General features: G+C 40.8%; 17 protein-coding genes. 13 read left to right on the top strand and 4 right to left on the bottom strand.

Annotated features, from left to right (window positions below; genetic code table 11):
- Positions 1 to 157 precede the first annotated feature (157 nt).
- The 8 genes from IQ246_RS05860 (at position 158) to IQ246_RS05825 (ending at position 8,644) form a co-directional block, all read left to right on the top strand.
- A complete protein-coding gene (locus IQ246_RS05860; protein WP_194001051.1) occupies positions 158 to 499 on the top strand; it encodes a DUF2499 domain-containing protein in 342 nt (113 codons plus the stop codon).
- Complete coding sequence (locus IQ246_RS05855; protein ID WP_194000999.1) at positions 496 to 798, top strand: DUF3593 domain-containing protein; 303 nt, start codon at positions 496 to 498, stop codon at positions 796 to 798. Before IQ246_RS05860 ends, IQ246_RS05855 begins: the two co-directional genes overlap by 4 nt.
- 38 nt (positions 799 to 836) lie before the next feature.
- The gene (gene hisA / locus IQ246_RS05850; RefSeq protein WP_194000997.1) at positions 837 to 1,610 is read left to right on the top strand and encodes a 1-(5-phosphoribosyl)-5-[(5-phosphoribosylamino)methylideneamino]imidazole-4-carboxamide isomerase; all 774 of its coding nucleotides are present in this window, start codon (positions 837 to 839) and stop codon (positions 1,608 to 1,610) included.
- A 1,207-nt stretch (positions 1,611 to 2,817) separates the two neighbouring features.
- A complete protein-coding gene (locus IQ246_RS05845) occupies positions 2,818 to 3,570 on the top strand; it encodes a winged helix-turn-helix domain-containing protein (RefSeq protein WP_194000995.1) in 753 nt (250 codons plus the stop codon).
- Positions 3,571 to 3,623: 53 nt separating this feature from the next.
- Positions 3,624 to 4,955: a cell wall metabolism sensor histidine kinase WalK gene (locus IQ246_RS05840; RefSeq protein WP_194000993.1), complete on the top strand. Its 1,332-nt coding sequence runs from the start codon at positions 3,624 to 3,626 to the stop codon at positions 4,953 to 4,955.
- A 28-nt stretch (positions 4,956 to 4,983) separates the two neighbouring features.
- Positions 4,984 to 5,655 carry a phosphate signaling complex protein PhoU gene (phoU, locus tag IQ246_RS05835; RefSeq protein ID WP_194000991.1) on the top strand — a complete coding sequence of 224 codons (672 nt, stop codon included), beginning with the start codon at positions 4,984 to 4,986 and terminating at the stop codon, positions 5,653 to 5,655.
- A gap of 609 nt (positions 5,656 to 6,264) precedes the next feature.
- Positions 6,265 to 6,873 (top strand): Crp/Fnr family transcriptional regulator, encoded by a 609-nt coding sequence (locus IQ246_RS05830; protein ID WP_194000989.1) that lies wholly within the window; start codon positions 6,265 to 6,267, stop codon positions 6,871 to 6,873.
- 142 nt (positions 6,874 to 7,015) lie between these two features.
- Positions 7,016 to 8,644 carry an iron uptake porin gene (locus tag IQ246_RS05825; protein WP_194000987.1) on the top strand — a complete coding sequence of 543 codons (1,629 nt, stop codon included), beginning with the start codon at positions 7,016 to 7,018 and terminating at the stop codon, positions 8,642 to 8,644.
- Between the two features lie 102 nt (positions 8,645 to 8,746).
- Here the strand turns inward: IQ246_RS05825 and IQ246_RS05820 are convergent, their stop codons facing one another.
- Entirely contained in the window at positions 8,747 to 9,007 is a 261-nt protein-coding gene (locus IQ246_RS05820; protein ID WP_194001049.1) for a hypothetical protein, read from the bottom strand.
- Between the two features lie 277 nt (positions 9,008 to 9,284).
- On the opposite strand from IQ246_RS05820, the gene IQ246_RS05815 reads away from it, so the two are divergent.
- On the top strand, positions 9,285 to 9,890 hold the full coding sequence (locus IQ246_RS05815) for a DUF3318 domain-containing protein (protein ID WP_194000985.1): 606 nt from the start codon (positions 9,285 to 9,287) through the stop codon (positions 9,888 to 9,890).
- Between the two features lie 11 nt (positions 9,891 to 9,901).
- On the opposite strand, the gene IQ246_RS05810 is transcribed toward IQ246_RS05815, so the two are convergent.
- Positions 9,902 to 11,692: a glycosyltransferase gene (locus tag IQ246_RS05810; protein ID WP_194001047.1), complete on the bottom strand. Its 1,791-nt coding sequence runs from the start codon at positions 11,690 to 11,692 to the stop codon at positions 9,902 to 9,904.
- A gap of 528 nt (positions 11,693 to 12,220) precedes the next feature.
- Between IQ246_RS05810 and IQ246_RS05805 the strand changes: the two genes are divergently transcribed.
- The 4 genes from IQ246_RS05805 (at position 12,221) to IQ246_RS05790 (ending at position 18,162) form a co-directional block, all read left to right on the top strand.
- Positions 12,221 to 14,125, top strand: coding sequence for a glycosyltransferase family 39 protein (locus IQ246_RS05805; RefSeq protein WP_244141936.1), 1,905 nt, complete (start codon positions 12,221 to 12,223; stop codon positions 14,123 to 14,125).
- A 91-nt stretch (positions 14,126 to 14,216) separates the two neighbouring features.
- On the top strand, positions 14,217 to 15,356 hold the full coding sequence (cofH, locus tag IQ246_RS05800; RefSeq protein ID WP_194000981.1) for a 7,8-didemethyl-8-hydroxy-5-deazariboflavin synthase subunit CofH: 1,140 nt from the start codon (positions 14,217 to 14,219) through the stop codon (positions 15,354 to 15,356).
- Between the two features lie 313 nt (positions 15,357 to 15,669).
- Positions 15,670 to 16,074, top strand: a complete 405-nt coding sequence (gene psb27, locus IQ246_RS05795; RefSeq protein WP_194000979.1) for a photosystem II protein Psb27 — start codon at positions 15,670 to 15,672, stop codon at positions 16,072 to 16,074.
- A gap of 588 nt (positions 16,075 to 16,662) precedes the next feature.
- On the top strand, positions 16,663 to 18,162 hold the full coding sequence (locus tag IQ246_RS05790) for a family 10 glycosylhydrolase (protein WP_194000977.1): 1,500 nt from the start codon (positions 16,663 to 16,665) through the stop codon (positions 18,160 to 18,162).
- An 18-nt stretch (positions 18,163 to 18,180) separates the two neighbouring features.
- Here the strand turns inward: IQ246_RS05790 and polA are convergent, their stop codons facing one another.
- Positions 18,181 to 21,129, bottom strand: coding sequence for a DNA polymerase I (gene polA / locus IQ246_RS05785; protein WP_194000975.1), 2,949 nt, complete (start codon positions 21,127 to 21,129; stop codon positions 18,181 to 18,183).
- Between the two features lie 48 nt (positions 21,130 to 21,177).
- Positions 21,178 to 22,011, bottom strand: coding sequence for a DUF4114 domain-containing protein (locus IQ246_RS05780; protein ID WP_194000973.1), 834 nt, complete (start codon positions 22,009 to 22,011; stop codon positions 21,178 to 21,180).
- Between the last annotated feature and the right edge of the window lie 443 nt (positions 22,012 to 22,454).

Genomic DNA, 22,454 nt, shown 5'->3' with positions numbered 1-22,454 from the left:
GATTTATTTATTGGATCTCCCTAACTAGTGCGTAAGTCCTATAGTTGACGAGATGTTAACCATCCTGCCAACAGAAAATGAATTTTCTTGTGGGAAGATGATGTTATGGAAAAACAAGATAACTAATTACTCTTGATTATTGACTATTGACTTTTTTATGCACGCCCTTTCGATTCCCACTTGGATTATTCATATTTCTAGCGTTATTGAGTGGATTGCCGCCATTTGGTTAATCTGGACTTACGGCGAACTCACTAATAACCGCACTTGGTGGGGATTGTCCCTTGCCATGTTACCAGCTTTGGTCAGCGCTATGTGCGCTTGTACCTGGCATTATTTCGACAATGCCGAATCTCTAGAATGGCTGGTAACGCTTCAAGCTACCATGACCTTAGTTGGTAATTTTACGCTTTGGGCAGCGGCATTTTTTATTTGGCGCTCTACCAATGCCAATACTGTAACTAAAACTGTTGAGCCAAAACCGATTAAATCAGAATGATGTCTAAAGAAACCCTGTTTGCCCTTTCACTGTTTCCCTACTTGGGTTTCTTGTGGTTTATCAGCCGCAGTCAGCAAATGCCGCGTTTAGCGCTATATGGGTTTTACGGCACTCTAGTGTTTGTTGCCATCACTATCCCAGCGGGAATTTATGCTGTATTGCATTATGGCGAGTCTTTGGCAAATGTAGATTGGTTGCACGGTGGTGCAGAAGTTTTTTTGACGCTTTCTAATATATTACTTGTGCTGGGTTTCGGCCAAGCTGTCAGGCAATTAAAAACGGAAAAAACCCAGCCATAGCAAGATTTTCACTGGATTGAGTTATGAGGAAAAAGTAAATGGATGTAATTCCAGCGATTGATTTACTAGAAGGTCGCTGTGTGCGACTCTATCAAGGAGACTATCAGCGATCGCAAGTTTTTAGTGAAAACCCTGTTGATGTTGCCAAACAGTGGGTTGATCAGGGTGCTACCAGATTGCACATAGTTGATTTAGATGGTGCAAAAGCAGGTAAAGTAGTAAATCTGGGCGCAATTGAAGCGATCGCTCAAGCAATATCAGTGCCTATTGAAGTTGGTGGAGGGTTGCGCGATCGTGCTAGCGTACAACAAGTATTCAATTTAGGCGTACAGTGGGCAATTCTCGGAACTATTGCCGTAGAACAACCCCACTTAGTACAAGAACTCTGCCAAGAATTTCCCAAACAGATTATCATCGGCATTGACGCCCGTAATGGTCGAGTAGCAACCCGCGGTTGGCTAGAAACCTCGGAGGTTTTAGCAAATCAACTGGCTGTACAAATGCAAGAATTGGGCGCAGCTGCCATTATTTACACTGATATCCACCGTGATGGTACTCTCACAGGGCCGAATTTAGAAGCTTTGCGAGAACTTGCTACGACGATTTTCATACCAGTAATTGCTTCTGGTGGGGTGAGTTCCGTTACCGATTTGTTAAGTTTATTGGCGTTAGAACCACAAGGCGTGACTGGTGTAATAGTAGGTCGTGCGCTGTATACTGGAGATATTTTGTTGAAAGAAGCATTGCAAGCGATCGGGTCAGGGCGAATTCAGGATATTCCACCCAATCTGGGTTTCTCTACCTTTGCTTGACGTTTTCTGTTGTTACTAAAAGATTTTGCTCCATCTCAACGAATGCACAGATATGTCTTTATGTCGAGACATATTTGTGTGAGAATTGTTTTATGTTTTCAAGCTTCCTCAGAGTACAGCTAACTGGCTCTACAACAATCCTGCACTATTTTTTTTCAAATTTCCGGATTTGCAATTTGTATCCTTGTATCCCCACTTGTAGAGGATTCATACTCATTGAGTCTGTTCTCATAAGCTAACAACTGCTTAACAATGACAATCCACATAAAACTGAGCTTGATAATGCTCATTTGAAAAGTAAAAATCAACTGCTTTAAATAAATTTACTAATAACTAAATTTAAAATATTAGCTAAAAAACTTATTTTATATAATTTTTATTTAGACTTATTAAAAATAAAGGGTTTTCTCTTTTATAGAGACGTAAAAATTACAATGTCTCTATTTTTTTATTTTAAATTAAATTTATTATGATATTTTTCTGGAATATATCATACTTAGAATGTAGCTAAAATCGTAATTAATTCAAAAATTTAGTTTTATGTCTAACCAAGAACACGACCAACAACCGAGAGGAGAGAAACCACAGCCCCCTAACACTTTAGGAAAACCCCGAAAGACTGAATTTAAAAAACCAATCAAAAAACCTCAAATATAAGATCATAGTTATTTATAGAGACGTAATTAGAGCTACGTCTCTATGAAACAAATGGTTGTATTAGTTGTTGTTTGCTGTCCTTAACTGTAACTTTAGTCATAACTTCAACTCCTTTAAAAAAACAATGAACTATGGGATAGCAAGTCATACCAAGAAATACTTGATGCAGACATCAAGGTAGCCTTAAAACTAGCATTTTTAGCGCAGTATAAATACTGGAATGATTAATTATACAGATAACACTTGGTTATGGACTTAATTATTTAGTGCAGTATTAAAAGCATAGTATTTTTGTACTAAAACAATGCCCTTAAACTCATCTCCTATTGTCAAGACAGCATCAAATTTATTTGGTAATTCCAAGAATTATAAAGATACAAATACCATTGGTGGCTTGCAGCCACATTGATTTACAATATAGAGGCTACTGTTATATATGTTACGTATTGTCAAGAAATTCTCTACCCTAAAAGTGTGGATGCACTGAGACTAGATAATTGACTCAATTGCCATATTGATACAAATACAGTCCCAGAGTTTTATGATATCAATGTATACTAGTGAATCGACAAAGTATTCTACCAGAGCCGACATCGGGCAAACCAGCCGTATTCTAGTAGTAGAAGATGAAGAACTAATTCAGGAAATGCTAGCTGTAGCATTGGAAGAGGAAGGTTATGGTGTAATAACTGCCCCTGATGGGCGGTCTGCCATAGAGTATCTCAAAAATTTTGAACCCAACTCAGGAGATCTTCCCTTTGATTTGATCATTCTTGATTTGATGCTGCCTCAAATCAATGGGCTAGATATTTGCCGCTTGCTGCGTCATCAAGGAAACCCAGTACCAATTTTAATGCTTAGCGCCAAGGGTAGTGAAACAGACCGAGTTCTGGGGTTAGAAGTAGGGGCAGATGATTATCTTACCAAACCCTTTAGTATGCGCGAGCTAGTAGCGCGTTGTCGAGCTTTACTCCGCCGCCAACGTTTAAGTACTTTGCCACAATTACCTGTGTTAAAGTATAAAGATGTTGCCTTGAACCCTCAAGAGTGCCGCGTACTGGTTCGCGGTCAAGAGGTGAGTTTGTCCCCTAAAGAGTTCCGCTTGCTGGAACTGTTCATGAGTTATGCTCGTCGGGTATGGTCGCGGGAGCAATTGCTGGATCAGGTTTGGGGGCCGGATTTCGTCGGGGATAGTAAAACTGTAGACGTTCACATCCGCTGGTTACGCGAAAAATTAGAGCAAAACCCCAGTCACCCTGAATATATTGTGACTGTGAGAGGTTTTGGCTATAGATTTGGATAATTGGTTGAGATAGTTGCTAGTTTTTAGTAATCACCAAGAAACTAACAACTCAAATGCTCTTACTGGGATTTTTTTTGGGCTTGGCGATAGGCATTGGGTTTTGGGTTTGGCAACAGGTTAAATTGAACCGCTACCTGGGGCAAGTACTCCAACCGCTATCCTGCCGCTATACTAAGGTGGATGTGCCACTTATACCTAGCCTTTGGCAAAAAGTAGCAATGGTGAAGCAGCTGCGGCAAGATTTGCAGCAGTCGTTACAAACTTATCAAGATCTGTTAGATTTTGCACCAGTGGGATATTTGCAGGTGGATGAGGAAAATCAACTGTTGTGGTGCAATAAGCAGGCGCAGGAGATTTTGTACTTGCAAAGATGGCAACCAGGACAAGTGCGCTTGTTGCTAGAGTTAGTACGGTCTTATGAACTTGATCATTTAATTGAGCAAACTCGTGATTGGCAAAAACCCCAAAAGAAGGAGTGGGTATTTCATCCTTCTTGTGATAATGCCGCAGAGATGCAAACAATAAAATCTCTCACTTTGCGGGCGTCTAGCTTACCTCTACCCCAAGGACAAGTAGGAGTATTTTTAGAAAATCGTCAACCTCTGCTGGATATACATCAAGCACGAGATCGTTCTTTTTCTGATCTAGCTCACGAACTGAGAACACCACTAACTTCGATTCGTCTGGTTGTGGAAACGTTACAAAACCGTTTGGAACCACCTTTAAATCGCTGGATTAACCGCCTGATGCAGGAAGTTGATCGGCTGATTAACTTGGTACAAAGCTGGTTAGAACTGACTCAAATAGAAGCAAATCCAGCTATTCAATTGCAAGCTGAATCTGTGGAATTGCGATCGCTAATTGCATCTGTGTGGGAAACACTAGAACCGTTGGCACAGCGGCAAAATCTGTCTCTTACCTATTCTGGCCCCGATCATCTTTGGATTAAAGCAGATCAAGCCCGCATTTACCAGGTTTTTCTAAACTTGCTGGACAACAGCATTAAGTACAGTCTTCCTCAGACAATCATTCACGTCCAAGCAAAAATCTTATCAAAAGAGGATACTGATCAGGGCAATCCTGCTTACCCAACTGTGGAAATAAATCTTATTGATTCTGGAGTAGGTTTTTCGCAAGCAGATTTACCCCATGTTTTTGAACGATTTTACCGAGGAGATAAAGCGCGGACTCATTCCCCGTTGCCAGAAAGTAATTCCATAGGAACGATTGTTGGTAATGGGTTGGGTTTGGCGATCGTCTGGCAAATTGTTCTCGCCCACGGTGGTTCAATCAAAGCTATGAACCATCCAGAAACTGGTGGTGCATGGATACAACTCCAACTTCCGGAAGTTATGGCAAACTCCCAAAGCCAAGACTATAGTTAATAGTATCTTCACGTTTTAGACTACAAGTGTGAAAGCTGTCCATTACAGTCCCGATCCTCAAAGATCACACCAGCTGGCGCGCGCCATGAGGCGCTTAGAGCGGGATGTATTGAGCATGGGAGCTTTGGTAGAAAACTCATTTCGCCTCAGCCACCAAGCCTTATTTGCCCGCAACTTAACAACCGCAGAGAAACTTCCCCGGTTAGATAAAAAAATTGATCGCTTTTATAGACAAATAGAATCAGACTGTACAGCAATCATGACCCTACAAGCGCCTACCGCTCAAGATTTACGATGCTTGAGTGCCTTTATGCAGCTTGTGCGAGACTTAGAGCGTATTGGCGACTATGCTAAGGATTTAGCTGAGATTGCAATTAAAATTTTTCCTTATCCGCCTCATACGTGTTTATCAGAGATTGAGGCCATGTCTCTTCACGCGCAAGCAATGCTAGCAACTAGCTTGGGGGCTTTAGCAGATTTGGATGAAGCTGGTGGGCGAAGTTTAAAGCACTTGGATGATACTGTAGATGATGCCTATGAGCGTGTTTATCAGACTTTAGCCCATCAACGAGATATTCAAGGAGTTGTCGAGCCAATTGTGCTGCTGGCGCTGGCAATTCGTTGTCTAGAACGCATGGCAGATCACGCTACTAATATTGGTCAAAGAGTGGCATACATTGTCACTGGTCAACGCTCTTAATTAGAGCTTATAAGCTGTTACGCATTTAAATTATATATTTCGCGCTTAGGTTGTCAAGAGTCAAAAGTCCACAGTCAAAGGCTAGTTTGGACTTTTGACTCTTGACCTTGGACATCCTAAGCATAAGAATATTTGATCTAGACGCGCATCAGCTTATCAAGGTTGTCATTGTTTGTCATTCTGAGCGTAGAGAATAATCTCACTAGATGCTTCTCTACACTGCGTTTTGCTCAGAATGACAAAATAAAAATTTCTCAATTCAGGCGACTGTCTCCGATGTTTTATCTGATCTATAAGTTGTATTTAATACTTGTTTTGAAAAAATTACTTAATGAATTTTGTTTTACAAAAGATTAAAAATTAGTTAACTAACATATATTTCACTAAAAGCTTACCTATTCTTAAACTTACACGATTAAAGTAACCAGAGTTGACTGTTTAATAGCATCTGTATCTTTATCTTTAGGCTAAATTTGCTAATTACAGGTACTAGTATTCAATGATCCTGAAGTTATTCAGCATAAAATCATGGCTTATAGAAAATTACCAGGACACATCCGATAAATTTTAAATTAATCAAATGGTTCCGCTCTCTCAAACCCTGCAATCATGTATTCCACAAGTTTTACTCCTAATTATTCTGTCGCGTCAAATAACTCTGTTTTAGGCGGACAGTTATCTCAACGTCTATTTACCCGTCGAGAAGTTATTCCACCTCAGAAGAACGTGCTTTGGCGCATTGAGCGCGGAGCAGTTCGTACCTTAACCTGGAGTGAAGACGGAACATTTGTAACTCTAGGTTATTGGGGGCCAGAGGATCTGATTGGTTATTCTTTTTCTAAAGTCATGCCTTACCAGATTGAGTGTCTTACAAGCGTGGAAGTTAGCATTGTACCACCTCATCTTTGGCATCAAGATGTCAATGCTTTGTTATCTCACATTCAGCAGGCAGAAGAACTGTTAAGCATAGTACATCGCAAACCTATGTCGTTACGTCTATGGCAATTTTTAGTGTGGTTAAGTGAAAAATTTGGTCGTGACGTAGAACAAGGCAAGCTAATCGACCTAAATGTTACTCATCAAGAAATAGCAGAGGTATTAAATACTACACGAGTAACCGTGACGCGTTTATTACAGCAGTTTGAGGAACAGGGAGCACTTTTACGCCACAAACGTCGCATTGTTCTGCGTTTACCAAAGCAATTAACTAAACTATAGTTCAAAACTGTAGCCTTGACTTGTGATAATTGCTGGAAATAAGGTATAATTAATGCTGAAATTGTGGGTATAATTCCTGAAAAACTTTTTCTTGTAATTTTACCATGAATTGAACTTATTAGGTGTGAGTGAGAGTAAAAACATGACAAAACTATTTTGGAATGTGTTGAAGGTCAGTCCAGTCATTTTCGCAGCCACATTTTTTGCTGCTAACAGCACTTTAGCTGGGGAAACCAAAGAACAGGTAACAACTGTTGCCCAGTTGTCTCAAGAAGAGTCTAATAGCTTTGGTCAGGTAACATCCGTTTCTCAGTTCTCGGATGTACAGCCCACAGACTGGGCATTCCAAGCTTTGCAGTCCCTAGTTGAGCGATACGGCTGTATTGCAGGTTATCCCAATGGTACTTATCGTGGTAATCGTGCTTTGACCCGTTATGAATTTGCTGCTGGCTTGAATGCCTGTTTAGATCGCGTTAATGAACTGATTGCCACAGCTACAGCTGACTTGGTAACTAAGCAAGACCTAGCTACCTTACAGCGTTTACAAGAAGAATTTTCTGCCGAACTAGCAACCCTGCGTGGTCGCGTTGATGGACTAGAAGCTCGCACATCTGAACTTGAAGCTAATCAGTTTTCCACCACTACTAAATTGGTTGGAGAAGCGATTTTCAACGTATCTGATGCTTTCGGAGATCAGAGAGCTGGCGGTGCCGACTTGAATTCCAATACCGTTTTCTCCGATCGCGTACGTTTAAGTTTAGAAAGCAGCTTCACTGGTAAAGACAAGTTGCAAGTTCGTTTACAAGCCGGTAATATTGTCCAAAATAATACTGTAACGGGTACTAACATGACCCGCTTGGGTTATGAGGCTGATACTGGCAACGGTGTTGAAATCGATAAAATTAACTATGCTTTCAACCTGAGTGACGCAATTAGAGTCAAGATTGATGCTAACAACGCTGAGTTTTTTGAGAACACCAACGTCTTTAACCCTGACTTCAGAAGCAGCGGTTCAGGTGCTTTATCCCGCTACGGACGTTTCAGCCCTATTTATCGCCAAGGTGCTGGTGGTGCTGGTGTTACTGTTACCTTCAATCCTAATGATGCTCTTAGTTTGACGGGTGCTTATCTGGCTCCCAGATCTAGCAACCCCAACGACGGTTTCGGAGTTTTCGACGGTGATTATGCAGCCTTTGGACAGATAGCATTCCAACCTAGCAAAGCTTTCAACATCGGTCTAACCTACGCCCACACTTATGACGGTGGTAGAGATCCTGACCTCACGGTTGCTGGTAATCCCAACGATATTAACCTTACAGGAAGTACAGGTAGTGCTTTCGCCGCTCGTCCCTTTGGCAATGGTGTCGCTACTTCAGCAAACCACTATGGGATAGAAGCTACCTTCCAACCCAGCTCTAAATTGACTGTTGGTGGTTGGGTTGGTTATACAACTGCAAAATCGGAAGCTGGTGCAACTAGAGGTAGTGATGCAGACTTGTTCTTCTGGGCTGCTACTGTTGGTCTTAAAGACTTTGGTAGAGAAGGCAACTTGCTTGGTTTGATCTTTGGTCAATCACCCAGAGTCACTAGTAATGATATCGCGGGTAGAGAAGATCCGGACACCTCTTATCATGCAGAAGCCCTCTACAAAGTGAAACTCACCGATAATATTGCCGTTACTCCTGGTGTATTGGTGATATTCAATCCTGAACACAACGACGCAAATGACACTATTTATATAGGTACACTACGTACTACCTTCACTTTCTAAAATTGTTTATGGGTTAGTGGTGAGTACTTAAGTGCTCACCATTAGCTAATCAGATAAACACAAACCCGCCTTGGTGCGGGCTTTTGTTTAGGAAAAATGGGGTTATGTAGGATTATAATCTCGCTGATTAGATATATCTGTTGGGGGGCGATCGCTACTCCAAGCCCACCACACACAATCACAATGACAGTAGTAAAACTCCTGCCATTTGCGGCGACGGTCTTCTGTGATTACAGGCGATCGCCGATTCAGCCAAACTTTTGCAGCTTCTAGGCTGCTTGAGTGGCAGTTAGGACAACAAAAATCGTAAGCGTGTGTTGCCTTGTTCGTCCATTCAGGCGGGATGGGAGCAAAAGCGTCCATGTAGTTATAAAGTGTAATCTTAATGGTTATCCTAAATTTGGAGGTTTTGAACTTGGGGGCAAACGGATACCATAAAATCCCGCCATCTGATAAAACCACTCAACCAGTATTTTTTTAGTGTTTGTTCTATTTGCAAACCGTAATTTGCCCAGGTTTTCACCAATAGAATATTTCTTTTGAAAAACTATCACAACGTTTTACAAATCAAAGATTAACACGAAAAGTTTATCTTTTGCAGAATTAGTTACCATGCATATTATGGCTAATAATTAAAAATATGGAGCCAAATGTTGAAATTCGCCGTTTGTTAGATGTCATGCCTGCTTCTGGTCGAATGACGACAAAAATCGTTAGTAAGCCAGAGCAGACAAAGGTAATGCAAGCTTCTTTTCCTCTACCCTGGAATCGAGAACGACCCATATATATTAACTTCGATTTGTGGCGTCGCCTGACGAAGCCGCAACGTGATTTGCTGTTATTGCAAATGGTTAGCTGGTTGATGGGAGTGAAATGGTTTAAACCCGATGTTTATCAAGGTGTGGTACTGGCGGGACTTTTGGGTGGATTAGTGGAATCAACACAGTCAGATGTCGTGGGTATAGCTGTGGCTGGGGGATTAAGCGCGATCGCCTTGGTTCGCATTTGGCGCACAAATAAGTCTCAAGAGTTAGAATTAAATGCCGATGCTGTAGGAATTCGGATAGCACAACGGCGTGGTTACTCAGAAACTGAAGCAGCGGAGCATCTGTTATCTGCAATTGAAGCAGTAGCTAAGATTGAAGGGCGTTCTGGTTTAAATTTTACCGAGTTGATTCGTTGCCAAAACTTACGGGCGATCGCAGGTTTGTCGCCAGTGGGTGTGCCAGAAAGTTACAAAAAGTAATTTTGCTGCGATTAATTTTTCCCACAATGATAAATTTTGTACTCATAGCCGTTCACTACTGGCAAAGATTGGGTATGAGCAACACATTTTTTGACTTCTTCTGCTACAGGAGCGCGAAAATTCACCAGCCACAAGTCAAATGGTCGTGGTAGCTTCTTTAAGTTCTTTTCTAAAGCAATTGTAGAAGCGTTAGGGTCTTGGTCTTGATGGGCGAGGAGAAACAGAATATTTGGGAAGCGGGAACTCTGCATTTTAAACTCTCTGGCTACTCCCATCATCTCCCCAATATGTACATGAGTTATTTGAGTGGTAGCAATCAGTACTGGAACTTGGGATGTTTGTTGAATTAGTTGTGCAAAAAGGTCAGGGCGATAATATTTTTGATAACCAAGATTGCAGATGACTGTTACGGCGCTAAAAAATCCCATCAACCAAATAAGCATCACGGCTTTTTTACCAGTTATTCTCCTAAAGTTCCAAGGCTCAATTTTCGATTTCCGGACTTCTTTCCATTGGCCTATCTCTTTGGAAGTCCTTTTCAAAGAAGGCTGAGCGCCCAATTTATTTTTATCTCTCTCTGCTATTAATTTTTTGGGAGAATGCCAACAAACTGCGAGACTTGCTCCTAGTAAAACCATGACAGCCGGAAAGTAAACAAAGTTATAACGAGCACCCCTTGTCAAATCAATACCAAGAAAGTACGTAAAGATAAAAAATAAAGCGATCGCCCCTACAACTACCCCAGCCAATACTTGAGTCATCAAGCGATTTTCTGAATGCCGTAGCTGAAATTTCAGCCCACGAACTAGGATTGGTGCTGCCCAAATCAAGAACATCAGCATTACCAGCCCAGAACCAATTACAATCGCTAACTGTGGTGCTTCAACTGGTAGCAAGTAAATCATGGTTATCCATGCCGCAAAAGCTTGGAAAATTGGGCTTAACCAAGCAAATCCCACACGTGGTTGCTGTATCCAATCTGTCAGTTTACTGCCATAACTGTTGTGCAAAAATATTGGTAGCCAAACTGCACCTGCGACGAAAGTGCCAATTGCAACCGCATAAATGCGCCCCCAGGGAGAGAAAGATGGAGAGAATTTTTTGAACCAATTCCCAGTTTTCTCTTGTTTAAACTGTGTGTGGTATTGCCAAGCCAGAACAATTAAAACTAGAGCTTCAGCACAGAGTGTGAGAGCGAAAAAGTAATGAGTAGCAATACCCAAAGCATTAATTACTACCCAGGAAATTGCTAACCAGACGGGTAGTTGTATGCGATTTTGGATGTGACGTGTGGTAATTACCAAACAGGCGAGGGAAGCAATCACCCACAAAATTGCCAAAGTGTAATGACGCGCTTCTTGTGCTAGAAAAATGCCGTAAGGTGATACTGCCATCATGGCAGCTGCTAAATGGCCAACCAAGCGAGAGCGAAAGCTTAGCCAGCCTAAAGTATAGATAGCTGGGATAGATACAGCACCGAAAAGAGCCGCAAGCGATCGCGCCCCCCACAAAGAAACTAGACCTCCTTGTGTGGGAAATAACTGCATCCACCAGTGAGCAAGGAAAAAGTAAAGTGGGGGATGATTAGTCTCATGACTCAAGTGCGCCCATACGTCTTGGATGTTAGCGGTGGGTTGTGGTTGCAGTGGTTGCAATAAGATGTCAGGGGCGATCGCTTGATCTAGGGGTACTTCTAAAAAACTATTCCCCAAACTAAACACTAAGGTGGAAAACTCATCAGTCCAAGGAGGCTTTGCAGTCAAGTTGGCTAGGCGCAAGCTGATACCGATGATAAACCACATCAGGCAAAGCAAGGGGTGAAGCCAGCGAGAGGATAGAGAAGCCCGCCAATTATACAAATGCGTTTGTTGTGAGGCAGAAGTTTCACCTGCCAAAGGTACACGGCGGTTAGCGTCGGTAGGTAGCAACGAGATCATCCTTCTGTAAAAGTGAGATACACTCCAAAAAATAGCTTTCATAGCCGTGCCATCAACAAGTCAATATACATGACGACTTACCACCGAATCTGCGCCCCTTTTAATCGTACGATACACTTGCATCAACACCTCCAGTGGATGCTGCAAATCATTATCAATCACTCTTAAAATCAGCCCTCCAGTCGTCTCCAACCTGGGAATCTAGTTCAACAAACTCTATATTTTGAGTAATGTCAATTTAGTCAAAATATTTTATTTATCATTAAATCAAGATAATTTTATCGTAAACTGTTGTTGTTTCTCAGATTTAATAAACTGAAAAATAACAACATTTTATCTAATTTTGTAATAATGCTTATTATATTGCCTTTACTCTGTCTAATCAATATTTTTTTGATAATTAATAAACACCGGACTGATTGGCGTCAGGCTCTGATATTATCAACTACTTACTGGGGAGTTTTACTCACTGCAATCACAGAAATCTTGAGTTATTTTAAATTAATTACTTTAGTTTGGCTTTTAGCAGTTTGGGGAGTAATGTGTATAATCTTAATTTTTACAAATTATCGACTTAATTCTAAAAATGTTGATATTTTAATATCAAATAGTTGTTTTATAATTAACGATTTAAAACTAAGTAAACCATTAAAAAATCTATTATTCGGCATAATTTTTTATGTAATTACAGTTGGATTAATTGCTATTATAGCACCACCTAATAACTGGGATTCTATGGACTATCACATGAGTCGTGTTGCCCATTGGATACAAAATCACAGCGTAGCTCATTATCCAACAAGTTATACGCCACAGCTATATCAAAACCCTTGGTCAGAGTTTGTAATTTTGCACTTTCAAATTTTGAGTGGTGGTGATTACTTCGCTAACTTAGTTCAATGGTTAAGTATGATTGGCTGCATTATTGCAGTCTCATTAATTGCAAAACAACTAGGAGCAAATTTACGAGGTCAAGTTTTCTCTGCTGTTGTAGTTGCAACAATTCCTATGGGTATTTTGCAAGCATCAAGCACTCAAAATGATTACGTAGTTGCTTTTTGGGTACTTTGTCTTGCTTATTATCTGCTATTAACTGTACAAGCTAATAAAAACAGCAATTGGATTAATTGGTTCCAAGTTGGTAGTAGTATAGGACTAGCGATTTTGAGCAAGGGAACAGCTTATTTTTATATATTTCCCTTCTTACTTTGGTTGTGTTTCTCCCAGATTAAACGCTTACGTTGGCAAGTGTGGAAACCAGCTTTGATGATAGGTAGTATATCTTTATTGATTAATATTGGTCATTATTTCCGTAATTATAATTTATTTGCCTCGCCGCTTGGTGAACCAAGTAGTTATAGAAATGAAATACTTGGTATTAATACACTTTTTTCCAATATACTCAGAAATGGGGCTTTGCATATAGGCACACCAATTGGTTTATGGAATGGGATAGCCAATAAATTAATCCAAATTATACATATATTTATTGGTCTAGATGTTGATGACCCCCGGATAACATTTTCTCGAACATTTTTTGTGCCAGGAGGTTGGTCAACAGTTGGAATACCTGGTAATGAAAACAGTGCTGGCAACCTCATACACTTAATTTTAATAATTATATCTATTACTGTTTTTATAACTCAACCAAATATCCGTAAACAAAATTATATTCTTCCTTATTTGGTTACTGTAATTTCGACCTTTTTTATGTTTTGCTACTTGGTAAAATGGCAAGCCTGGAATAGTCGTCTGCATTTGCCTTTTTTTGTGTTGATGTCTCCATTTATAGGCGTTATTTTATCCAAGATAAAAAAAGACAAAATAGCATTTTATATAATAACATTTCTACTAATATCATCATTAAGCTGGGTATTTTTCAACAGATACAGACCGATAATTGCTAACAATAGCATACTGAAAACAAACAGGATTGAGCAGTATTTTAGTAATAGACCATATCTCCAAAAAACTTACATAGGAGCAGTTGGATTTTTAAACTCAGAAAAATGCTCAAATATTGGGTTATCGATGGGGAATGATCCTTGGGAATATCCGTTGTGGGTAATTTGGCAACAAAATAAGCAAGAAAGGGTTCAAATTCAACATATTAATGTAAATAATATTTCGGCATTTACAGAAAAAGAGTATCCTTATAAAGAATTTATACCTTGTGGAATTATTTCAATGGAAACTAAAAGAAGCAAGCAAAAGAAACGCCAAGAGATTAGTTTTCAAAATAAGATTTATGTTCGAGCCTGGGATTCTCCAGACCTTGGTGTATTTACAAACAAGTAGGATTTGGAATAATTTTATTGGTTACATCATCACAAATTTAAGATTTACTGAGAAAATTAAAAGAGTGATACTTTAGTTTTCGAGATGTAATGTGACGAAAAGTGCTGTCGAAACAATTCTTGAGCGTGCTCTGATGGGGTACGATTTATCTCCTTCAGAGGGAGTGGTATTATTAAAACAAACTGATCCAGAGGCGATCGCAGCGATTCGCGCCACAGCTGACAAACTCCGCTACAATCAAGCAGGTGACACAGTAACCTACATAATTAACCGTAATATCAACTTTACTAATATCTGTGAGCAGCACTGTAGTTTTTGTGCTTTCCGTAGAGATGATGGTGATGTTGGTGCGTATTGGTTAGATTGGGCGCAAATTTTAGAAAAAGCTACAGATGCAGTGCGGCGAGGTGCGACGGAAATCTGTATGCAGGGGGGATTGAACCCACAAGCACAGATAAACGGCAAATCTTTAGCTTATTACCTCAAGGTAGTGGAAACCATCAAGCAGGAATTTCCCCAAATACATTTACACGCTTTCTCACCGCAAGAAGTGCAATTTATAGCCAGAATTGACGGACTTGAGTATGCGGATGTAATTACCGCTTTGCGAGATGCTGGTGTTAACTCAATGCCAGGAACAGCAGCTGAAGTGTTAGATGATGAAGTACGGCGGATACTATGTCCAGAGAAAATTGACACAGCCACTTGGCTAGAAATTGTCAGTACAGCTCACAAATTAGGCTTACACACCACTAGCACTATGCTATCTGGGCATATTGAAACGCCAGCACAACAAATCGAGCATTTAGAAAAATTGCGATCGCTCCAAAAAACTGCGATCAATCAGGGATATCCAGCTCGCATTACTGAATTTATTTTATTACCCTTCGTCGGGCAAGAAGCGCCTAAGCCCTTACGTCGTCGTGTCGGACGCAATCAACCAGTTTTAACTGATGCGCTACTACTAGGAGCTGTAGCGCGGATTTTCTTAGGTAATTGGATTCCTAACCATCAGCCAAGTTGGGTAAAGCTGGGGCTTGCGGGTGCGAAGGAAGCCTTAGTTTGGGGTTGCAACGATATCGGCGGTACATTGATGGAGGAGCATATTACCACAATGGCAGGTGCTCTAGGTGGCACATGCATGGAAGTGGAAACCTTGCAAGTGGCGATCGCTTCTTTAGGAAGACCTTACCAACAACGAGATACTCTTTATCAAACAGTTAGGAATTAAATAGGACTTACGCAAGTGTCATATTTTTTTCGTGGACAGGACGCAAGTGTCATATTTTTAACGCCAGAGGTTGTCCAGAGTCAAAGGTCAAAAGTCCAAGAAACCTTGATTCTTGACCCTTGACCCTTGACTCTTATACCAGAAGCTTTGTGTGCCAGTTGCGTAAGTCCTAGTGGAGATTGTCCAGAGTCAAAAGGAGCCATTGCGTTGGGCGGGTTCCCCTTGACCCTTGACTTCTCACTTAGCACTGAATTGATCCCCAAGATACCAATCCAAGATACGATGGACGTTGATTTGCGTAGTATTTCACTTAATGCATATGAAGCGCTATTGGTCGCGTCTGCTTGCACTGGCTTTGGTTCTAACCATTGGCTTAATGGGCTGTTCTGGTAGTCCAGATAGTTTAACAGGGGATTATCGCCAAGACACCTTAACTGTAGTCAATTCCATGAGGCAAGCTCTAGATTTATCAGAAGATTCACAAAACAAAGCAGCAGTTCAAGCAGAAGCGCGTCAAAAAATTAATGACTTTTCAGCTCGCTACCAGCGGGTTAACTCTGTTTCTGGTCTTAGCTCCTTTACAACCATGCGAACAGCTCTCAACTCCTTAGCTGGACACTACAGTTCTTACCCAAATCGTCCCGTACCCCAAAAACTCAAAAATCGCCTAGAGAAGGAGTTACAGCAGGTAGAGACATCACTGAAGCGTGGCGCTTAACCATCCGCTAACCTACTATCAAAAGTCAAAAGCAAAGTCGAAGGCGCTCCGCCTTTAGTCAAGAGTCTAAACCTTTAACTCTTGACTACTTTGTTATTTTTAGCTAAGTTTTGCTTTGAAATTTGGAATCGCAATAAAATAAATAATCTGCACCGATTTTCAATTGAGTAGATTACAACAAATAGTTCCTTGATTATAGGGTGGGCAGTATAATGCCTACCCCACTGTAGTGTATTCATATTATTTTCCAAAAAGCAGGTTAAGCCTGCTTTTTGTTCAGAGTTTTTGCACTTCTTGTTATTATATTTTTCTCAAAAAATCTGGCAACAGAAATAGGAGTTTAGCAGTCTTGAAAAAGTAGGCTAAAAATTCCTTATTACCTAGAGAATTTAATATCATGTCGCACCATAATGATCTGAATTTAGGAGCGATGATTGTTTTGTCCATCTATAGGATTCCTATTTGATTTTTGAAAGAACTGCGTACACCTCTAACTCCCTTTTTTCGCATTTCCCATTCCCTATCCCCCATTCCCTGTCTCTACAAGTCAGTTCACGAATCAAATCGGATTACTATATATCTGTACGTATGTCTAATCGTCCATTGAACGTTACAAGACCAATATTATTTTGGCAACGCCTGTGTACTGTAGTTTTCAGTAGTAGTTTGTTGCTCTGCAACTTAGGGAGTCAACCAGCAGAGGCGCAAGTTACCCAATATTGTCAGTTATCACCAGCTGCGGCGCAAAAAAAAGAAAACTTGCGTTTGTTAACTTTCAAAGGCAATCAAGATGCCCAGACTAGCTACCAAAAGCTGGTGCAAGAACAAGCACAGGAATTGCAGGAGTGCCGCACTCGTACTTGGCCGCAAATTCAAGCAATCTGGTTGCGCTTGTATCCCTGCGACATTCGTCCGGGAGCAATTGAGCAGATTATGGATCGGATTGTCGATCGCGGCTATAACCAAGTTTATTTGGAAGTATTTTACGATGGACAGGTATTATTGCCATCTGGCGCTAATCCTACGGTTTGGCCTTCTGTGATTCGCACCCCAGGAACTGAAAACATCGATCTGCTCTCAGTTGCGATTCAAAAAGGTCGGCAACGCGGTTTGAAGGTCTACGCCTGGATGTTTACCACCAATTTTGGCTATACCTACGCCCAGCGTCGAGATAGAGAAACAGCGATCGCCCGCAATGGCAAGGGTCAAACAAGCCTATATGTAGTAGCTGACGGTAGTCAAGTATTTATCGATCCCTACAACTTGCAAGCAAAACGCGACTACTACCAAATAGTACAGGAAGTGCTGCGCCGTCGCCCAGATGGCTTGCTATTTGACTATGTGCGCTATCCTCGACAAACAGGAAGTAATTCCATCGCCACCAAAGTCACAGATTTGTGGCTATTTAGCCCAGCAACTCAAGAAGCTTTATTTCAACGGGCACTAAATTACAAAGGGCTGGATATGATTCGGCGCTTTTTGAGTAGGGGATACATCACATCGGGAGATATAGCTGAAGTCGATAAACTTTACCCCCAAGAAAAAGAACCCCTCTGGCAAGGCCGCATTCTTCCACCACAACAAAAGTCAATCGTGCCCGCAACCGATAGACAACCACTTTTGCAATGGGAGTTGTGGCAACTCTTTGTTGCTCATGCCATGCAAGGAATTCTAGATTTTGTAACCATAGCTAGTTACCCAGCAAAGCAACAAGGTATTCCCGCAGGGGTGGTGTTTTTTTCCGATGGCAACCAAACATTAGGGCAAGGGTATGATTCCCGGTTGCAACCTTGGGATAGATTCCCTAGTACGCTGGAGTGGCATCCCATGTTATACGCGACTTGCGGTAACGTCAGTTGTATTGTGGCGCAAGTACAGCGGGTTTTGAGTATGGCAAAACCAGGTACGCAGGTGATTCCAGCTTTAGCTGGCAAATGGGGACAACCAATCAGTAATCGTCCACCGCTAGAAGCACAAATGCAGGCACTCCGCCAATTTGCTCCCCAACTGAAGGGAGTGAGCCATTTTGCTTATTCTTGGCAATACCCTGAACATGATAGCGATCGCAAATTCTGCCGTACTCGTTAAACAATTCTAGGCATTAATTTACTTGGTCTCCATCCAATTCTCACCTGCACGCACATCCACTACCAACGGCACACTTAACTGCACCGCATCTTGCATCACAGACTTAATTTGCGGTTGTAATTCTTCCCACTCATGATGAGGGACTTCAAACACTAATTCATCGTGAACTTGCAACAACAAACGCGCCTGATATTTATACAAAATCTCATGCAATCTTACCATCGCAATTTTGATAATATCAGCACTCGAACCTTGAATTGGTGCATTAGCAGCAGCGCGTAGTAAACCTGCATCATAAGCCCCCAAATTCTTCAATTTACTCAAGTCAATCTTTTCTGGGTTCTTACCTTTTAATTGACGTAAACTGTTGTTAGTAAACTCTACATAACGACGACGACCGAGAATAGTTTCTACATAACCTTGAGCGATCGCTTGCTTTTTTACCCCTTCCAAATATGCAAAAACTTTAGGATAGCGTTCGTTAAATCGCTTAATGAACTCGTTGGCAATAGCTTTATCTATCCCTGTTGAACGTGAAAATCTCAGAGAACCCATTCCATAAATCACACCAAAGTTGATGGTTTTCGCTAACCTTCGTTCATCTGATGTTACGTCTTCTTTTTCAAATACTAAGCGAGCCGTTACTGTGTGAATATCTTCATTTTGCTGATATGCTTGCACCAATATCGGCTCTTGACACAAATGAGCCAAAATTCGCAACTCAATTTGTGAGTAATCAGCAGCCACCATTAACCAGCCTGGTTCTGGCAAAAATGCCTTACGAATCTGGCGACTAAAAGCTGTGCGAATAGGAATATTTTGCAAATTTGGATTAGAAGAAGACAACCTACCAGTTGATGTTGCTGCTTGATTAAAATCAGTATGCACCCGCTGGGTATCTGGACGCACTAATGCTGGCAGAGCATCTACATAAGTAGACTTTAATTTAGATAGGGTGCGGTACTCAATAATCGCATCAACAAACCCTGTCTCATCAACTTCTCCAAGTTTCTCTAGTGTTGCCGCATCTGTAGAGTAACCAGTTTGGATTTTGCGAGAATGCTTGGTACTTAATCCCAATTTTTCAAACAATATTTGGCTCAATTGTTTAGGAGAACCCAAGTTGAATTTTTCCCCAGCTATTTCAGTTGCTTTCTGTTCCAACTTTGCTAAATCTGTCTCTAATTGCTGAGAAAGCTCTTGAAGATAAGCTGAATTAATGCGGACACCTGTATATTCCATTTCCGCTAAAACTGCTTCTAGCGGTTGTTCTACTTCCAACAATAGCTGATACAAAGCTGGAACTTTTTCCAGTTCCTCTCGCAATTTGGGTACTAAACCAAACGTAGAATAAACATCCATACCGCAGTAATCTCCTACAGCAGGAATATCTATATCAGCAATAGTTTTACCTTTAGGAACTAAATCTACATAACTTTTCCCAACTAACCCTAAATATCGCTGTGCCAAGCTACTCAGATTATGGCTAGAATCTGGATTTAAAAGGTAACTTGCCAGCATCGGATCAAACACTACTCCGCTCAAGTTAATTCCTTGACAGCGAAAAACTAAGCGGTCAAATTTGGCATTCTGTAAACTTTTAGGATAATCAGCACTTTCAAGAATTGGGCGTAGTGCTTCTAGCGCCATATCTTTTTTGAGATTTTCCCCGGTTTTATGTCCAAGGGGAATATAAGCTAATTCGTCTAGTTCCGTTCCCCAGCAACAACCTATTCCCACTAACTCAGCATCTCGTGGTTCTAAGTCAGTGGTTTCAGTATCCCAAGCAACAGGCCTCTCTGGGTTGGTAAATTTTTGCAAAAGTTTCACTAACTCAGTTAGTTTGGCTTTTGTGTCGATGATGCGTGGTTGAATTGGAGAAGCAGATTGCTGTTGTGCAGCTTGTGTCTCGGCAAAACTAAAAAACGCAACATCTTCGCCTTCAAATTCCGGTTCTGTATCAGCTGTATCGGCTGTTTCTATTTTTGGCGTTGCTTCAACTTTGCCACCAAACCGTTGCTGAAGTTCGTTAATTTTGCCTAAAAAAGTTTTGAATTCTAACTTTTCTAAAATTGCTGCCAGGACACTTGTATCAAAACCTTTTAATTTACAATCTTCTAAATCAATTTCTATAGGAACATCAATAACTATAGTTGCTAAATAGCGAGATCTATCGGCGTCTTCTTTACCTGATGCCAGTTTTTTCTGAGTTGCTCCTTTAATTTCATCTAAAGCAGCATAAATATGGTCAAGAGAACCGTAGGCGTCCAGCAGTTGTACAGCTGTTTTTCCGCCAATTCCCTTGACCCCTGGGATATTATCTGATTTATCACCGCAAAGAGCTTTGAAATCAACGATTTGCGAAGGCAAAACGCCTAATTTTTCTTTAACTTGTTCTATCCCAAATTCGGTGATGCTGTTGGTGGAACGCTTAAGTGCATCTGGACTAAAATTTAGAACAGTGATTTCCTTGTTAGGGTCAATCAACTGAAATAAATCGCGATCGCCAGTGAGAATCTTCACTCTGTACCCAGCATCAGTTGCTCGTTGTGCTAAAGTTCCCAAAACATCATCCGCCTCGTAACCAGGGGCAGTTAAAATTGGGAGATTAAAGCCATTGAGCAACTCGTGCAGGTTTGCTAAGTCCGGAACAAAGTCTTCTGGTGTCTCTGGACGATCAGCTTTATAAGTATCGTCAGCTTCGTGGCGGAAGGTTGGCAAACCCAAATCAAAAGCGATCGCCATTGCTTGTGGCTGTTGTGTTGCCATTACTTCCAGCAGGCACTTTAGAAAACCAAAACATATACTAGTCGGAATGCCCGTTTTTGTACGTAGTCCTCCATCTCGCCCTTTGGCAAAAGCAAAATATGAACGATAGGCAAGGGAGTGCCCATCTACGAGGATGAACGTGGGGCGTGTTGCGGTTGCGGAATCGGAAGTCAACTGATTAAAAGAAGTTTCAGACATAACCCTATTTTAGCCAGTGGCTTCCGCCGCGTGAACAAATAGTCTAATTTAAGCTGACTCTTCAACTGTGTTTTGGCGACGGCGACGCAGTTTCAACATACCAATTGCTCCTACACCTAACATCGCTACTGCTGTAGATGGTTCTGGTACAGAAGAAGCTATCGTATTGTCTTTGCCAAAATCCACAACAAAAACTACGTCATTGAAGTCGCGATCTGTAGGGCTGATATTACCGCCATCCATCGAACCTAATGAACCATACAAATCCTCAAACCCAATTAGAAGATAACCATTATATTCATAAGCAACCAAGTGTTCTAGTCCGTCTGGATTTGCAGCGTCAGGAGCACCGTAAACATTGTTAAAAGTTCTGTTGGGGTTAGCTCCATCTGCATTCAACCAGAAGCTGACTTGTGTACCACTAGTGATTCTCCCTAAATCAACATAATCACCGACGTTTAAGATTCCATCTTGACTGGGTTTTTCGCATAGATTACCTGTTATGCAAGAGGCATCTTCAAAAATCAATCCTTTTTGGGACTGACTACCATTGATTGTTTGATAAGCTAACTGATTTTTATAGCTAGCGCCTTCGTTGAGAAACCAAACGCGAACATTGGTGTCAGATTTCAAAAAAAGCTTAGTGGGATCTAGTTTATTGAGATTTTCTAATGCTATTCCTTCTGGTTGCACCAATTGTTGGAAATCAGGAATCAAAGATTGGAACCCTGATGTGTCAGTTGCTCCACTTTGAACGCCGGAAGTTTTAGCATTCCAATCACCCCAAGTAAAGTCGGCTGCACTTGCAGGAGCCATTACAGAAATTACACTAGTTAAAGTAGCCGCTACCGCAATTAGTCGAGTCAAGCCTTTATTGTTCATTAAAATCCTTGTATTATTCACTCGATTTATCGAATTTTTAACTTCACTTAGCCCATAAATGAGCTTTCAAAAATGACTAAATTTAGCCTTGAAAACTTACTTATAGTGAAGTCAATTAGGTTGATCATTTAATTGATAACTCTAAAAACAACAAAATGTCTACATTTGTTAACTAGTTTTTGATATTTTTAAGAATTTTGATAATACAAATACAAAAGATAGATTATTTCCTATTTTTTATTAAAAAAGTATAATTACTGAAACTTATTAGTAAGATTACAGAGTTAATAATTTCCAAAAATTAAATGCCAATTTACACTTGTGTAATTCTTCTTGGTTAGACTTAGTATCGTTAACAAAATTAATACAATATTGTGCTAACCCTGCCCAGATCATCGTTATGTATGTAGTCGATTTTTTCAGCATTAGCGTAGAAATTCAGT

The sequence above is a fragment of the aff. Roholtiella sp. LEGE 12411 genome (assembly GCF_015206995.1).
Classification (GTDB): Bacteria; Cyanobacteriota; Cyanobacteriia; order Cyanobacteriales; family Nostocaceae; genus Komarekiella.
This window is presented reverse-complemented; position numbering and strand designations above follow the sequence as displayed.

Excerpts from the sequence above, each read along its gene's own strand:
- IQ246_RS05860 (WP_194001051.1), top strand. The coding sequence starts at position 158 with ATGCACGCCCTTTCGATTCCCACTTGGATTATTCATATTTCTAGCGTT.
- IQ246_RS05810 (WP_194001047.1), bottom strand. The coding sequence starts at position 11,692 with ATGTGGTTTATCATCGGTATCAGCTTGCGCCTAGCCAACTTGACTGCA.
- hisA (WP_194000997.1), top strand. The coding sequence starts at position 837 with ATGGATGTAATTCCAGCGATTGATTTACTAGAAGGTCGCTGTGTGCGA.
- IQ246_RS05820 (WP_194001049.1), bottom strand. The coding sequence starts at position 9,007 with ATGGACGCTTTTGCTCCCATCCCGCCTGAATGGACGAACAAGGCAACA.
- IQ246_RS05815 (WP_194000985.1), top strand. The coding sequence starts at position 9,285 with ATGGAGCCAAATGTTGAAATTCGCCGTTTGTTAGATGTCATGCCTGCT.
- polA (WP_194000975.1), bottom strand. The coding sequence starts at position 21,129 with ATGTCTGAAACTTCTTTTAATCAGTTGACTTCCGATTCCGCAACCGCA.
- IQ246_RS05790 (WP_194000977.1), top strand. The coding sequence starts at position 16,663 with ATGTCTAATCGTCCATTGAACGTTACAAGACCAATATTATTTTGGCAA.
- IQ246_RS05840 (WP_194000993.1), top strand. The coding sequence starts at position 3,624 with ATGCTCTTACTGGGATTTTTTTTGGGCTTGGCGATAGGCATTGGGTTT.
- IQ246_RS05780 (WP_194000973.1), bottom strand. The coding sequence starts at position 22,011 with ATGAACAATAAAGGCTTGACTCGACTAATTGCGGTAGCGGCTACTTTA.
- IQ246_RS05855 (WP_194000999.1), top strand. The coding sequence starts at position 496 with ATGATGTCTAAAGAAACCCTGTTTGCCCTTTCACTGTTTCCCTACTTG.
- IQ246_RS05830 (WP_194000989.1), top strand. The coding sequence starts at position 6,265 with ATGTATTCCACAAGTTTTACTCCTAATTATTCTGTCGCGTCAAATAAC.
- IQ246_RS05845 (WP_194000995.1), top strand. The coding sequence starts at position 2,818 with ATGTATACTAGTGAATCGACAAAGTATTCTACCAGAGCCGACATCGGG.
- psb27 (WP_194000979.1), top strand. The coding sequence starts at position 15,670 with ATGCATATGAAGCGCTATTGGTCGCGTCTGCTTGCACTGGCTTTGGTT.
- IQ246_RS05825 (WP_194000987.1), top strand. The coding sequence starts at position 7,016 with ATGACAAAACTATTTTGGAATGTGTTGAAGGTCAGTCCAGTCATTTTC.